We start from the raw sequence: 13,542 nt of genomic DNA on the forward strand, positions 1-13,542 counted from the left end.
TACTGTGCCTACCGGTCGTGGAACCCGTGAGCGGAGGCGGGCGTGCCACTCTTTTTCCTGAGTTACGCCCAGGAGGACAACCGCAACAGCCAGATCCAGGAGTTCTTCGTCGACCTCAGCGAGGCGGTGGCCGGGCTGGCCGCCCTCCACTGGGACGAGGCAGGGTTCGTCGACGGGCGCATCCCGCTCGGCAGCACCTGGCCGGACACCCTGTCCGACGCGTTGTCCACCAGCGCCTGCCTCATCGCGCTCACCTCGCCCCGGTACGTCGTCAGCGACTACTGCGGTCGGGAGTTCCAGGTCTTCGTCGACCGTATCGACGAGCACGAGCGGCAGTTCCACGTTCGTCCACCCGCGATCGTGCCGGTGCAGTGGCTCCCGTGCGACCGGCTGCCCAGGGCGGTCGCCGACTTCCAGTACCGCAACTTCCACACCGGCACCGCCTACGCCCAGGACGGCCTGCTCACCCTCAAGCAGCGCAAACGGCACGAGGACGATTACAAGGACTTCGTCGACGCGCTCGCCCGGCACATCGTGCAGACCGCGCGCGACCACACCCTGCGCCGGCCGGCGCAGCGTCCCGTGCTGTCCAAGGTGACCAGTGCCTTCGACCGGCCGGCGAGGCCGCAGGCGCACCATGGCCCAAGCGTGTCGACGGCGGTGCAGCGGGCCACCAGCGCCCGGCACGTGCACATCGTGCTGGTCGCCGGCAGCTCCGCCGAGCTGGCCGGCAGCCGGCCCGGCGCCGAGGACCGCTACGGCGCGGTCTCGCGGGACTGGCGGCCGTACCGGCCCGAGCTGGAGGTGCCGATCGGCAGCTGGGCCGGGGCCATCGCCACCACCAAGAGCTACGGCTGGACGGTGGAGGACGCCGAGGAGCTGGCGGCGGTCCGGGAGTGGGCGCGGGCGCACAACCAGATCGTCGTGCTGGTGGTCGACGTCTGGTCGGCCGACCTGCCGCGCTACCAGGTCAGCCTGATCGGCTACGACCGGGACGTGGACTCGCCGCGGGCGCCGGTGCTGGTGCCGTGGACGGCCGCCGACGACGCGGCCGCCGGCGGCAACCGCAAGATGTGGGACACCCTGGCCCGGGTGCTTCCGCATCACGTGCTGCACAACACCCGCGACGTGTGGCGCACCGAGATCGCGACCTCCGCACGCTTCCAGGAGGAACTGGAGGACGTGCTGGTGGTCGAGCAGGGCCGGATCTACCGCACGGGCACGGTCTACCAGGAGCCGCCCACCGACGGCTCCGGTCTTCGCCCGATCCTCGAAGGTCCCTAGGGGAGGCACGCCATGGCGGTGAACGAGACGGCACGCGGCCAGATCGTGACCTTCTACTCGTACAAGGGCGGCACCGGCCGCACGATGGCGCTGGCCAACGTGGCCTGGATCCTGGCCAGCCAGGGGTTGCAGGTGCTGGTCGTCGACTGGGACCTGGAGTCTCCGGGCCTGCACCGCTACTTCCATCCGTTCCTGCGCGACAAGGAGCTGCGCGCCACCCCCGGCGTCATCGAGATGATCTGGGATTACTCGATCGCCACGATGCAGCGCAACCGCGACGAGGACTCCCAGGAACTCCTCACCGGTCATGCCAAGATCCAACGTCGTGCGGTCTCGCTGAACTGGGACTTCAGCCACGGCGGCGTGATCGACTTTGTGGCCGCAGGGCAGCAGGACTCGGCGTACTCCCGGCTGGTGAGCACCTTCGACTGGGCCAACTTCTACGAGCGGCAGGGCGGAGCGTCGTTCATCGACGCGGTCCGGGCGCAGATGCGCGCCGAGTACGACGTGGTGCTGATCGACAGCCGCACCGGCCTCAGCGACGTCGCCGGCATCTGCACCGTCCAACTGCCCGACCTGGTCGTCAACTGCTTCACCATGTCCACCCAGAGCATCCGCGGCGCGGCGGCGGTGGCCCGCTCCATCCGCAGCCAGCGCCCGGACGACCCGCCGCTGCTGCTGCCGGTGCCGATGCGCGTGGAGGACGCCGAGTTGCGCAAGCTGGAGACCGGCCGGGACCTGGTCCGCGCCGAGTTCGCCCCGTTCCTGGATCACCTCTCCGACGCGGCGGCCGCCCGCTACTGGAACACCATCGAGGTGCCGTACCGCACGTTCTACGCGTACGAGGAGATCCTCGCCGCGTTCGGCGACCGGCCCGAGCAGGTCGGCACCCTGCTGGCCGCGTACGAGCAGCTCGCCTCGGTGATCACCGACGGGCGGATCACCCAGCTGCACCCGATCGGCGAGACGGACCGTCGCCGTTCGCTGGCCGAGTTCGAACGGAGCCGGCTCACCGCCGAGCAGGCCGTGCTGCTCAGCTACGCCTCCGCCGACCGGCTCTGGGCCGAGTGGATCACCGACCAGTTGGAGGACGCCGGGCTGCGGGTGGACCGGCGCGCGCTGGACGTGCCGCTGCTCGCGGGCGGGCGGGCCGAGTTCGACCGGGCGGTCAGCGGCGCCAGCCGGGTCCTGGCCGTGCTCACCCGGCACTACGCGAGCACCCCCCTCGCGGGTGAGGTGTGGAAGACCGCCACCGGCCGCGACCAGCTCGGCGGCGGGGGAGTGCTGGTGCCGCTGCGGGTCGACGAGTCGCGGCTCACCGCCCCGTACAGCGAGCACAGCCCGGTCGACCTCACCGACAGCGACCCGTCCACGGCGCGGACCCGGCTGCTGGAGGCGGCGGGAACGGCGACGGTCACGGCCGGCGGCCGCGGGGTCGGCCGGTTCCCCGGCCCGTTCCCGGCGATCTCCAACGTCCGTCAGCACGGCACGCCCTTCGTCGGCCGCGCCGCCCAGCTGGAGGCGCTGCGCGACCGGCTCACCACCTCGCCGGACTCGGCCACGCAGGTCGTGCACGGCCTCGGCGGCGTCGGCAAGACCCAGCTCGCCGCCGAGTACGCGCTGCGCTTCGGCCGCGACTACGACCTGGTCTGGTGGATCCCGGCGGACAGCGAGGACCGCATCCGCGGTGGTCTGGCCGACCTCGGCCAGGCGTTGGGGCTGGGCACGGGCGGCGGCGCCGAGGCGGCCCGCCGGGTGCTCGACACGCTGCGCCGCGCCGGGCCCGACCGGCGCTGGCTGATCGTCCTGGACAACGCCGACAAGCCCACCCGCGCCACCCGGGCGCTGCTGCCGCAGGGGCCCGGCCACGTCCTGCTCACGACCCGCGACCAGAGCTGGAGCGAGTACGCCACCGCGACCGAGCTGACCGTCTTCGACCGCGCCGAGAGCGTCCAACTGCTGCGCGACCGGGTCCGCGGGCTCACCGACGCCGAGGCCGCCCAGGTGGCCGAGAAGCTGGGCGACCTGCCACTCGCCGTCGAGCAGGGCGCGGCGTACCTGCGGGCCAGCGCCATGCAGGTCGAGAAGTACCTCAGCTCGCTGGACACCCCCGGCCTGCTGCGCATCCTCGACGGCCGGCAGTCCGCCGGCTACTCCAAGGCGCTCGCCGCGACCTGGCTGTTCACCCTCGGCCAGCTGCGCGAGGAGAAGCCGGCGGCGGCCCGGCTCCTGGAACTGTGCTCGTTCTACGCGCCGGAGCCGATCCCGGTCGCGATGCTCACCGGCGACCGCTTCGCCAGCTTCATGGCCCCGATCGACCCGACGCTGACCGACCCGATCCTGCAGGGCCTGGTCACCGCCGAACTGGGCCGCTACGGCCTGGCCCAGGTCGACGCGGAGAACAACTCGGTGCGGATCCACCGGCTGGTCCAGCTCGTCATCCAGGACCAGCTGGCCGACCCCGACCAGGCCCGCCGGGAGGCGCAACTGCTGCTCGCCGCCGCCAGCCCACACGACCCCGACAAGCCGGTCAACTGGCCGCGGTACGCCGAGCTGTGGCCGCACGTACGCCCCAGCGGCCTGCACCTGTCCACCATGGACGAGGCCCGGCAGCTGGTCGTGGACATCGTGCGTTACCTCTACCGTCGGGGTGACTACGACACCAGCCGCGCGCTCGCCGAGGAGTCGCTTACCGCGTGGCGCGACACCGACGAGGACGACCCCACCAAGCTGCGGATGCGCTTCCACCTGGCGAACGTCCTGCGCGCGCAGAGCCACTTCGACGGGGCGTACGAGATCGACCGGGACGTCTACGACCGGCAACGGCGGATCTTCGGCGAGGAGCACCTCTACACCCTGATGACGGCCCGCAGCCTCGGTGCGGACCTGCGCGCCCAGGGCCTGTACCACGAGGCCGAGGCACAGGACCGGCGCACCCTGGAGCTGAGCGTGCGCAGCTTCGGCGACGACAGCGGCCGTACGCTGACCGCGGAGAACAACCTCGCCGTGTCGCTGCGCCTGGTCGGCGACTTCCGTGGCGCCGCCGCCCTCGACCAGCACATCCACGAGCGGCGGCGGGACCGCTTCGGTGAGGAGGATCCGTCCACCCTGGCCTCGGCCAGCAACTACGGGCGCGGCCTGCGTGACACCGGCGAACTGTGGCGGTCGCACAGCGTCCTGCAACGCACCTACACCACCCAGCAGAAGGTGATCGGTGCCGACCATCCGGAGACCCTGCGGACGGCGAAGGAGTTGGCGCTCACCCTGCGCCAGCTCGGGCGCTTCGCCGACGCGCACCGGCTGATCGAACGGACCGTGGTCCGCTACCAGCGCACCCTCGGCGGTGAGCACGCCGACGCGCTCTCCGCCGAGATGGCCCTGGCCACCACCTGGTCGGCGGTGGGCGACAACCAGACCGCCCTGCGGGTGGCACGCCGCCTGCGCGACGGCTACAACGAGGTGCTCGGCGAGTCGCACGCCATCACCCTGGCCTGCCTGAACAACCTCGGCGTGCTGCTGCGCAAGCAGGGCGACCACACCCAGGCCCGCGAGCTGTCCCAGCGGGTCCGCGACCAATTGCTGACCAACCTCGGCGAGCGGCACCCGCACACCCTGCTGGCCACCCTCAACCTGGCCAACGACCTGTTCGCCCTCGGTGACCGCGACAACGCGTTGCTGCTGGACACCACCGCGTACGTGGAGCTGACCCGGGCGTTGGGCGCCGAGCACCCGGACACGCTGTCCGCCTCGGTCAACCTGGCGTTGAGCCGGCAGGCCACCGAGAGCGAGGCGGACGCCGGCCGGGCGCTCTACGACGAGGCGTTCGGCCAGTTGGTGCAGCTCTTCGGCGGTGACAACCCCCGGGTGATGCAGGCCCGCCAACGGGAACGCTCCAACGCCTACATCGAACCGGCGCTGCTCTGACCCGCGCCGTCCCGCCGTCCCGCGCCGTCCCGCCGTCCCGCGCCGCCCCGCCGCGGTCCCGCGTCGGCCATCTCTCGTGCGTCCTTTGCTCTGCTTCACTCCACGCAACACCGCTTGGCCGCGAGTGTTGCGCCCGTTGAAGCAGAGCAAAGGACGCAACTGCCCCCTGGCCTCGCGGCCGGGGCGGGCCGGGGCGGGCCGGGGCGGGCCGGGGCGGGGTGGGGCGGGGCGGGGCGGCGTTACTGTCCGCAGCCGACCGGTCAGGCGGGCTGCGCCAGCCAGGCCGCGAGCGCGAGCGGGTCGGCGTCGGGAAGCGCGTGGCTCAGCGCCCGCACCAGCTCGGGCCGGCTAGTCAGCACCCCGGCCGCGACCGGCTGCCCGGTGTGGTGGGCGGTCAGGGCCAGCCCCACCCAGGCGTCGACGTCCCCGCAGTCGGCGGCGACACGTCGCCGGTACCCGGCCAACGCGTCCTCGGAGTTGCCCGCCGCGTACGCCTGGTCGCTCGGGCTCGACGCGGGCGGTCCGCCGGTGCCCAGGAGTCGATGGCGGACGGCGCCCTCGGGACCGCTGCCCACGGTGAGGGCGGGGCGGGCCGCGGCCGGGACGACTGTCGACGCCGCGCGACCGGCCTCCGGCGGCACGCCCTGTCGCCACGCGTGTGCCAGGCGGGCCACCCCGTCCGGGTCGGGGAGCAGGTTGGCCAGGCCCCAGCGCACCGCGCTGGCGTCCGCCACGTCCCGCACCGCCGCCTCGACCGCGCCGTCGGCCGGGTCACGCCAGCCGCGCAGGGTGCTCGCCATGTCGGCCACGAAGGACCGGCCGGCCGCGGTCAGCTCGGCCGCGTCGGTGAGCTGCCGGACCGCGCGGATGGTCTGCTCCCGCCAGTACGCGTACTCGAACGCTGCGGCCGTGCCCTCGTGCCGCCGGCAACGCCACACCTCGGCCACCCCCAGGTGCGCGTACGCGCCCTGCAGCAGCGCGCCGACCGGGCGTGGGTCCAGTCGCCAGGGCGCCCGGTAGCGGGCCGGCCCACCCGGGCGGTGCAGCGGGACCAGATCGACCAGCGCGCCGAGCTTGGTGTGCTGCAACTCGTGCACGAGCAACAGCGCCAGGGTCCGCGCGTCGGCGGGCACCGAGAGCGCGATGGCCCCGAGCGCGTCCCTGCTGGTGGCGCTCACCGGGTTGCCCGAGGACGGCGGTCGCAGCGGCACGAGTGTGCGCAGCAGCCCGGCCAGCGCGTCGGCGTGCGCCGGAAGATGGGCACGCAGCCACCGCCCGGCCTCGGCGGCGAGCCGGGCCAGTCGGTCGGCCGACACGTCGTCCAGTCGGGGCGCCGACGGCCGGTGGTAGCAGTCGCGCCACGGGTCCTGGTCGTCGACCAGCACCTCGACCGCGTCGAACGGTGTGGTCCTGCGGACCGGCAGCCAGCCGGTCCCGCCACCGCCCGCGTCGAGCAGCCGGCCACCGCCCGCCTCGATCCGTACCCCGTCCGCGTCGCCGCTGGCGGCGTCGATCCGCAGCGTGCCGGCCTCGCCGGACAGCCGCACCGGGCTGTCGAAGGGCAGGTCCGTCGCCGCGCCGACGGTGGGCAGCGGCAGCACACCGTCGGCCGGCCGGGGCAGCGTCAGCGTGAACGTCAGGCCGGCGCGGGTCGCCGCCGCCGCCGCGAGAGCGGCCAGGTAGGCGGGACCGGCGGTGCCGTCGAGCGCGGCGCGGGCCCATCCGGTCACCGGTGGATGGGTCAGCATCGCGGCGACCGTCGCCGGGTCGGCGTGTTCGGCGCGGGTGAGCAGCTCCAGGCTCTGCCGCACCAGTGGCTCGCCACGGAAGGCGCGGGCCGCGGCGACGGTCAGCAGCCGACGGCGACCGAGCTGCCCGCACCGCAACACCGCGACCGTTGCGGCGTCGCCGTGGCCCCCGGCCAGCCCGGCGAGCTGCACCGCCGACAGCGGGCCCGTCACGGGCGTGCCACCGGCGTCGGCACGCTCGCCCCGGCGACGCGACGGCGCAGCGCGTCCAGGTCGGCGGTCACCACCGTCCGCACGTGCTGGATCAGCCGCAACAGGTCGACACAGTAGACGGACGGGTGGGCGAAGCCGGTGCCGTCGCGGAAGCGGTGCGCGTACAGGCCGCCACCGCAGACGTCGACGACCGGGCAGGCCCGGCAGGCCGGCGCGAGCGCCGCGGTCCCGGTGGGACGCCCGGCCAGCGACGGGTGACGCAACGCCTCGTCGAAGCTGTGCCGGAAGACGTCGAAGCCGGTCCGCATCGCCGACGCGGTGGTCGTCTTGAGCGTGTCGGTGCCCTCGATCGTGCCATCGGTCTCGATCGTCATGACGTCCGGCTCGGCGGCGCCCAGCGCCTGGGTGCCGCTGCGTCCGCCCAGCAGCAGCGCGATCACTGACTCGAACAGCCGGATGCCGGTACGCCGGGGCGTCTCGGCGTACCAGCGGTCGAAGACGGCGATCAGCCAGTCCGCGTACGGGGTGGCCGGGTCGTCCGGGTGGCGCCCGGGTGGGGGAGCGCTCCAGTTGCCGTGCGGCAGCAGCAGATCCAGTCGGGGCGGGTCGAACTCCCGCAGGCCCTCGTAGACGGCGATCGGGTCGTTGGCCAGGTCGACGGTGCAGAGCAGACCGGCGTAGCGGGCGCGGTGTTCGGGCCGGGCCAGCAGACGCAACGCGGCGGCCACCTCGGCGAAGCTGCCCCGGCCGTCGGCGTGGCGGCGGTGGCGGTCGTTGGCGGCGCGGTCGCCGTCCACGCTCACCCCGACGTCGATGCCGTGCGTGTGGCACAGGTCGAGCGCCGCCTCGTCGAGCAGGAGCCCGTTGGTCTGCATCGCCACGTCGAGTACGACGCCGGAGGGCATCGCGGCGCGCAGCGTGCGTACCGTCCGGTCGAGCACGGCGGGGCCGGCGAGCAGCGGCTCCCCGCCGTGCAGCACCACCCGGACCCGGTCGGTGCCGTGCCGGGCCACGTGGGCGGCGAGCCGGTCGGCGACCCGGCTTACGGTGCCGGGGGCCATGACCCGTGGCCGAGTCCGCCAACCCTGGTCGACGTGACGGTAGACGTAGCAGTAGTCGCAGGCCAGGTTGCACCGTGAGTGAATTTTCAGCACCACCTGGCGGATGCGGGGCGCGGCCACGGCAGGGCGGTGTCGGGTGGCCGACGGCGGGGCGTCGGCCGGCACGGTCAGAAGCTCGACTCGAACGCCGACACGTCGCCGGGCCGGCCCGGCTCACTCTCGGCGGCCAGCGTGCCCAGCACGTGGGCCAGGACGCCGTCACCGGCGCCGGCCAGCAAATCCGCCAGAGGTACGTCGCCGAGCTGCACCAGAGCGGTGCCGACAGTGCGTCCGATGGGCGGCTGGTCGTGGTCAGCCACCGTGGACCGTCCTTCGGTCGAAGACCGGCACCTGAGTCACCGCTGCGCTCACTCCGCCTTTCTACACCATCGCACCCGGCCCCGGACGGCGCGACACCGCAGCCCGTACGCGCTGGCCACCGTGCCGTTACCTGGCGTACGACCGGGGCCGCCGGCGCACTGTCGCACACCCGCGGACGGGCGGCCGATTTTTTCCGGCCAGCCTGTCGAGGTGGGCGGTGGTCGTTCGTATGGAGGATGAGAGGTCGGCGCCGCGCCGGCCGCCACGAGGAGGAACGATGACGCTGTACCTGCTCAGCATGCACCAGCCGCAGGGTGGGGTGCCGGAGCCGGAGTTCCTGGCCCAGGTGATGCGCGACGTCGGCGAGCTGCACGACGAGCTGGCAGCCGCCGGGTCCTGGGTCTTCGGTCAGGGTCTGCACGGGCCGGAAACCGCCACGGTGCTGCGCGCCCGCGACGGTGACGTCCTGGTCACCGACGGACCGTTCGTGGAGGGCAAGGAGTACCTGGGCGGCGTCACCATCATCGACGTGCCGGACCTGGACGCCGCCCTGCACTGGGGTCGCCGCTACGCGCTGGCCACCACCCTGCCGATCGAGGTCCGCCCCTTCCGGCCCGGGGCCGGAGACTGACCGTGCCCGACGTGGAGGCGGTGTTCCGCGCAGAGTACGGCCGCGCGGTCGCCGTGCTGGTGCGCCTCCTCGGCGACATCGACCTCGCCGAGGAGGCCGTCCAGGACGCCTTCGCCATCGCGCTGCGACGGTGGCCGGACACCGGCCCGCCGCCCAGCCCGGCCGGTTGGATCATCACGACGGCCCGCCACCAGGCCATCGACCGGCTGCGCCGGGAGGCGACCCGCGCCGACCGGCACGCCCAGGCGGCCCTGCTGTACGCCGCCGACCCACCCGACGAGGAGGGGCCTGTGCGCGACGACCGGCTACGTCTGATCTTCACCTGCTGCCATCCGGCGCTCGCCCCGGCCACCCGCGTCGCGCTCACCCTGCGTCTGCTCGGCGGCCTGCGCACCGCCGAGATCGCCCGCGCGTTCCTGGTGCCGGAGGCGACGATGGCGCAGCGACTGGTCCGGGCCAAGTCGAAGATCCGCAACGCCCGCATCCCGTACCGGGTGCCGCGCGACGCGGACCTGCCCGACCGGCTGCACGCCGTGCTCGCCGTGCTGTACCTGATCTTCAACGAGGGGTACACGGCCAGCGCCGGCCCGCACCTGGTCCGTGCCGAGCTGTGCGTCGAGGCGATCCGGCTGGCCCGGCTGCTCGTCGAGCTGATGCCGGACGAGCCGGAGGCGCTGGGCCTGCTCGCGCTGATGCTGCTCACCGAGTCCCGCCGGGGCGCGCGGACCACGGCGGACGGCGAACTGGTGCCGCTCCCCGAACAGGACCGGGACCGGTGGGACCGCGCCCTGATCGCCGAGGGGCAGTCGCTGGTGCGTCGCTGCCTGCGCCGCGACCGGCCGGGCCCGTACCAGATCCAGGCCGCGATCGCCGCCGTGCACAGCGCCGCGCCGCGCGCCGCCGACACCGACTGGCGTCAGATCCTCGCCCTGTACGACCACCTGACGATGGTCGCCCCCGGCCCGGTGGTGGCGCTGAACCGGGCCGTCGCGCTCGCCGAGGTCGCCGGTGCGGCGGCGGCGCTGGCCGAGGTGGACCGCCTCGATCTGCCCGGCTACCACGTGCGGCACGTCGTCCGCGCCGACCTGCTGGCCCGGCTGGGCCGGGGCGGCGAGGCCGTCGAGGCGTACCGGACGGCCGCCGCGTTGACCGACAATTCGGCTGAACGGGCCTTCCTTACCGCTCGGGCGGCGGCGGTGTCGCCGGACTGACCGCGCGCCTGTCGGCCGTGTCGCCGGGCCGACCGCGCGTTTGCTCCCGGCCCGGGCCGGGAAACCGAGCCGCCCGTCGGCCGGGGTGTCCACCCGTGGCCGCAGCAGCGGATGGAGGCGGCCATGGCGTACCGTCCGACGACCGTCGACACCGTGCCCGCCCTCGGCATCCTCACCCTCGGCGTCGAGGAGGAGTTCCTGCTGCTCGACCCGGACAGCGGCCGGAACCTGCCGGTGGCCCACCAGGTGCTGGCCGCGCTGCGCGGCCCGGCCCGCGACCAGAGCCGCCAGGAGTTCCGGCACAGCATGGTGGAGATGGTCACCCCGGTCTGCGCCGATCTCGCCGAGCTGCGCACCCACCTGGTGGCGCTGCGCCGATCCGCCGTCGAGGCCGCCGCCGCGGCCGGGGCCCGGCTCGTGGCGGTCGGCGCCACGCCGGTGGCCGAGCCGCACCGGACGGTGCCCGACCGGCCGCGCTACCACGCGATGTCCCGCCGGTACGGGCCGGTGGCGCACGACCCGGCGGTCTGCGGCTGTCACGTGCACGTGGGGTTGCCGGATCGGGAGCTGGCCGTGCAGGTCTGCAACCACCTGCGGGTGTGGCTGCCGGTGGTGCAGGCGATCACCACCAACTCGCCGCTGCACGACGGGTACGACACCGGCCACGCCAGCTGGCGGTCGATGCAGTTGGAACGCTGGCCCAGCATCGGCCCCACGCCGCACTTCGACTCCGCCGCCGACTACGACCGCACCGTCGACGAGCTGATCGCCGCCGGCATCATGCTGGACGCGGCGATGGTCTACTGGTACGCCCGGCCGTCGTCGGCGTACCCGACGGTGGAGGTCCGTGTCGGTGACGTCTGTCCGACCGTGGACGACGCCGTGCTGGTCGCCGCCCTGGTCCGCAGCCTGGTCGCGACACTGGCCGACGACGTACGCGCCGGTGTGCTCGCCCCGCCCGTGCGCGACTGCCTCGTCGCCGCCGCGCACTGGCGGGCGGCCCACGACGGCCTGGACGGCGAGCTGATCGACCTGCGCGCCGGCGGCACCCGACCGGCCTGGGATCTGGTGGACGAGCTGATGGCGGCGATCGCCCCGGCGCTGCTGCGCCACGGCGATCTCGGCTACGTGCTGGCCCAACTGGCCCGGCTGCGCCGCGACGGCACCGGCGCGACCCGACAGCGACGGGTGCTGGAGCACACCGGCGACCTGCGCGCGGTCATCGACGACCTCGCCACCCACACCGCCGCAAGCTGACGGGCCGTTCTCAACGGATGTCGTGAGTCTGCAACCACAGTTCCAGCAGGCCGAGCTGCCACAGCTTGTTGCTGCCCGCCGCGGCCTCGGCCCGGTCCGGCTCGGCGAGCAGCCGCGCCACGTACTCGGGGCGGAACAGGCCCCGCTCGCGGGCGACCGGGGCCTGCAACGCCTCGGCGACCAGCTCGCGCACCGGCCCGTCCACGTTGCGCAGCGCCGGCACCGGAAAGTAGCCCTTCGGCCGGTCGATCACCTCGGCCGGCAGCACCTCCCGGGCGACCTCCTTGAGCACACCCTTGCCGCCCTGGGCCACCTTGTGCTCCGGTGGGCAGTGCGCGGCGAGGGTGACCAGGTCCTGGTCGAGGAACGGCGTACGCACCTCCAGCCCCCAGGCCATGGACATGCTGTCCACCCGCTTCACCGGGTCGTCGGGGAGCATCAGGTGGGTGTCCAGGCGCAGGACGGCGTCCAGCGCGGTCTGCGCACCGGGCGTGGCGAGGTGACCGGTGAGCAGGTCACGGCTGGCGTCGTGTTTCAGCTCGTACGCCGGGCCGACGATGGCGCGCAGCTCGTCGTGGTCACGGTCGAAGAAGGCGGCGGCGAACGTCTCGGCGGCGCCGTGGCGGGGCGTCCCGGTCAGCGGCTGGTGGTAGCCGTAGCCGGCGAACACCTCGTCGGCGCCCTGCCCGGACTGCGCCACCTTCACATGCCGCGCCACCTGCTCCGACAGCAGGTGGAAGGCGACCACGTCGTGGCTGCCCATCGGCTCGGTCATGGCCAGCACGGCCCGTCGTACGGCGGGCGTCAGGTCGTCGTCGGCGAGCCGGATCCGGTGGTGGTCGGTGCCGTACGCGCGGGCCACCAGGTCGGAGTAGTGGAACTCGTCGCCGGACTCGTCGCCCCGGCTGTCGAAGCCGATGCTGAACGTGCGCAGGTGCTCCTGGCCGGCCTCGGCGAGCAACGCCACGATGAGGCTGGAGTCCAGACCGCCGGAGAGCAGCACCCCGACCGGGACGTCGGCGACCAGCCGCCGGCGTACGGCTGCGCGCAGCGCGTCTCCGATGGCGGCCCGCCAGTCGGCGGCGTCCATCCCGGCGTCGGCCGGCTCCCGCACGTAGTCGGGCTGCCAGTACACCTGCTCTCGGCCGCGCCCGTCGGCCTCGATCACCCGCACCGTGGCGGGCGGCAGCTTGCGGACGCCCCGCAGCACGGTCCTGGGCGCCGGCACGATGGAGTGCCAGGACAGGTAGTGGTGCAGCGCCACCGGGTCGATGCCGGTGTCGACGTCGCCGGCGCGCAGCAGCGCGGGCAGGGTGGAGGCGAACCGGAGCCGCCCGGGGGTCTCGGCGAGGTAGAGCGGTTTGATGCCGAGCCGGTCGCGGGCCAGGACGAGCCGCCGCCGGGGCCGGTCGACCAGCCCGATCGCGAACATGCCGACCAGGTGGTCGACGAAGCGTTCACCCCAGTGGGCGTACGCCACCAGGATCACCTCGGTGTCGCTGGTGGAGTGGAAGGAGTACCCGGCGTTCCGCAGTTCCTCGCGCAGCTGCGGGTAGTTGTAGATGCACCCGTTGAAGACCAGTGCCAGGCCCAGATCGTCGCGCACCATCGGCTGACCGCCGGCATCGGACAGGTCGATGATGGTCAGCCGCCGGTGCCCGAGGATCACCCAGTCGTCGGCGTACCGGCCCTCGTCGTCCGGGCCGCGCGAACGCATCGCCTCGGTCATCCGGGTGACCGCCGCCGCGTCGGGTGACCGGCCGTCGAACCGCGCCTCCCCGCTGATCCCGCACATCAGGCGCGGTGGTGGTGGTTCAGGGCAGACATGGGCGCCTCCTGTCACGTCGCCCCGG

The 13,542-nt window shown here is 73.8% G+C and carries 9 protein-coding genes; 5 read left to right on the forward strand and 4 right to left on the reverse strand.

Annotated elements, in window-relative coordinates; genetic code table 11:
* Nucleotides 1-42: 42 nt before the first annotated feature.
* Entirely contained in the window at nt 43-1,284 is a 1,242-nt protein-coding gene (locus tag OG505_RS08235) for a TIR-like protein FxsC (RefSeq protein WP_405432219.1), read from the forward strand.
* Nucleotides 1,285-1,296: 12 nt separating this feature from the next.
* Nucleotides 1,297-5,208 (forward strand): FxSxx-COOH system tetratricopeptide repeat protein, encoded by a 3,912-nt coding sequence (fxsT, locus tag OG505_RS08240; RefSeq protein WP_405432221.1) that lies wholly within the window; start codon nt 1,297-1,299, stop codon nt 5,206-5,208.
* Between the two features lie 260 nt (nt 5,209-5,468).
* Here fxsT and OG505_RS08245 read toward each other — a convergent pair whose 3' ends face one another.
* The 3 genes from OG505_RS08245 to fxsA are packed head-to-tail and all read right to left on the reverse strand — an operon-like array spanning nt 5,469 to nt 8,589.
* Nucleotides 5,469-7,169: an aKG-HExxH-type peptide beta-hydroxylase gene (locus OG505_RS08245; protein ID WP_405432222.1), complete on the reverse strand. Its 1,701-nt coding sequence runs from the start codon at nt 7,167-7,169 to the stop codon at nt 5,469-5,471.
* A complete protein-coding gene (locus tag OG505_RS08250; RefSeq protein WP_405432224.1) occupies nt 7,166-8,395 on the reverse strand; it encodes an FxsB family cyclophane-forming radical SAM/SPASM peptide maturase in 1,230 nt (409 codons plus the stop codon). The genes OG505_RS08245 and OG505_RS08250 overlap by 4 nt, the downstream gene beginning before the upstream one ends.
* 2 nt (nt 8,396-8,397) lie before the next feature.
* Complete coding sequence (fxsA, locus tag OG505_RS08255) at nt 8,398-8,589, reverse strand: FxSxx-COOH cyclophane-containing RiPP peptide (protein WP_354859636.1); 192 nt, start codon at nt 8,587-8,589, stop codon at nt 8,398-8,400.
* Nucleotides 8,590-8,867: 278 nt separating this feature from the next.
* On the opposite strand from fxsA, the gene OG505_RS08260 reads away from it, so the two are divergent.
* The 3 genes from OG505_RS08260 to OG505_RS08270 all read left to right on the forward strand — a co-directional run bounded on the left by OG505_RS08260 (nt 8,868) and on the right by OG505_RS08270 (nt 11,689).
* Entirely contained in the window at nt 8,868-9,221 is a 354-nt protein-coding gene (locus OG505_RS08260) for a YciI family protein (protein WP_405432225.1), read from the forward strand.
* A 2-nt stretch (nt 9,222-9,223) separates the two neighbouring features.
* Nucleotides 9,224-10,432, forward strand: coding sequence for an RNA polymerase sigma factor (locus tag OG505_RS08265; RefSeq protein WP_405432227.1), 1,209 nt, complete (start codon nt 9,224-9,226; stop codon nt 10,430-10,432).
* Nucleotides 10,433-10,555: 123 nt separating this feature from the next.
* Nucleotides 10,556-11,689 carry a glutamate--cysteine ligase gene (locus OG505_RS08270; RefSeq protein ID WP_405432229.1) on the forward strand — a complete coding sequence of 378 codons (1,134 nt, stop codon included), beginning with the start codon at nt 10,556-10,558 and terminating at the stop codon, nt 11,687-11,689.
* 10 nt (nt 11,690-11,699) lie between these two features.
* Here OG505_RS08270 and OG505_RS08275 read toward each other — a convergent pair whose 3' ends face one another.
* On the reverse strand, nt 11,700-13,484 hold the full coding sequence (locus OG505_RS08275) for an N-acetylglutaminylglutamine amidotransferase (protein WP_405432231.1): 1,785 nt from the start codon (nt 13,482-13,484) through the stop codon (nt 11,700-11,702).
* Nucleotides 13,485-13,542: the final 58 nt, after the last annotated feature.

This window comes from Micromonospora sp. NBC_00617 (genome assembly GCF_045161355.1).
Classification (GTDB): domain Bacteria; phylum Actinomycetota; class Actinomycetes; order Mycobacteriales; family Micromonosporaceae; genus Micromonospora.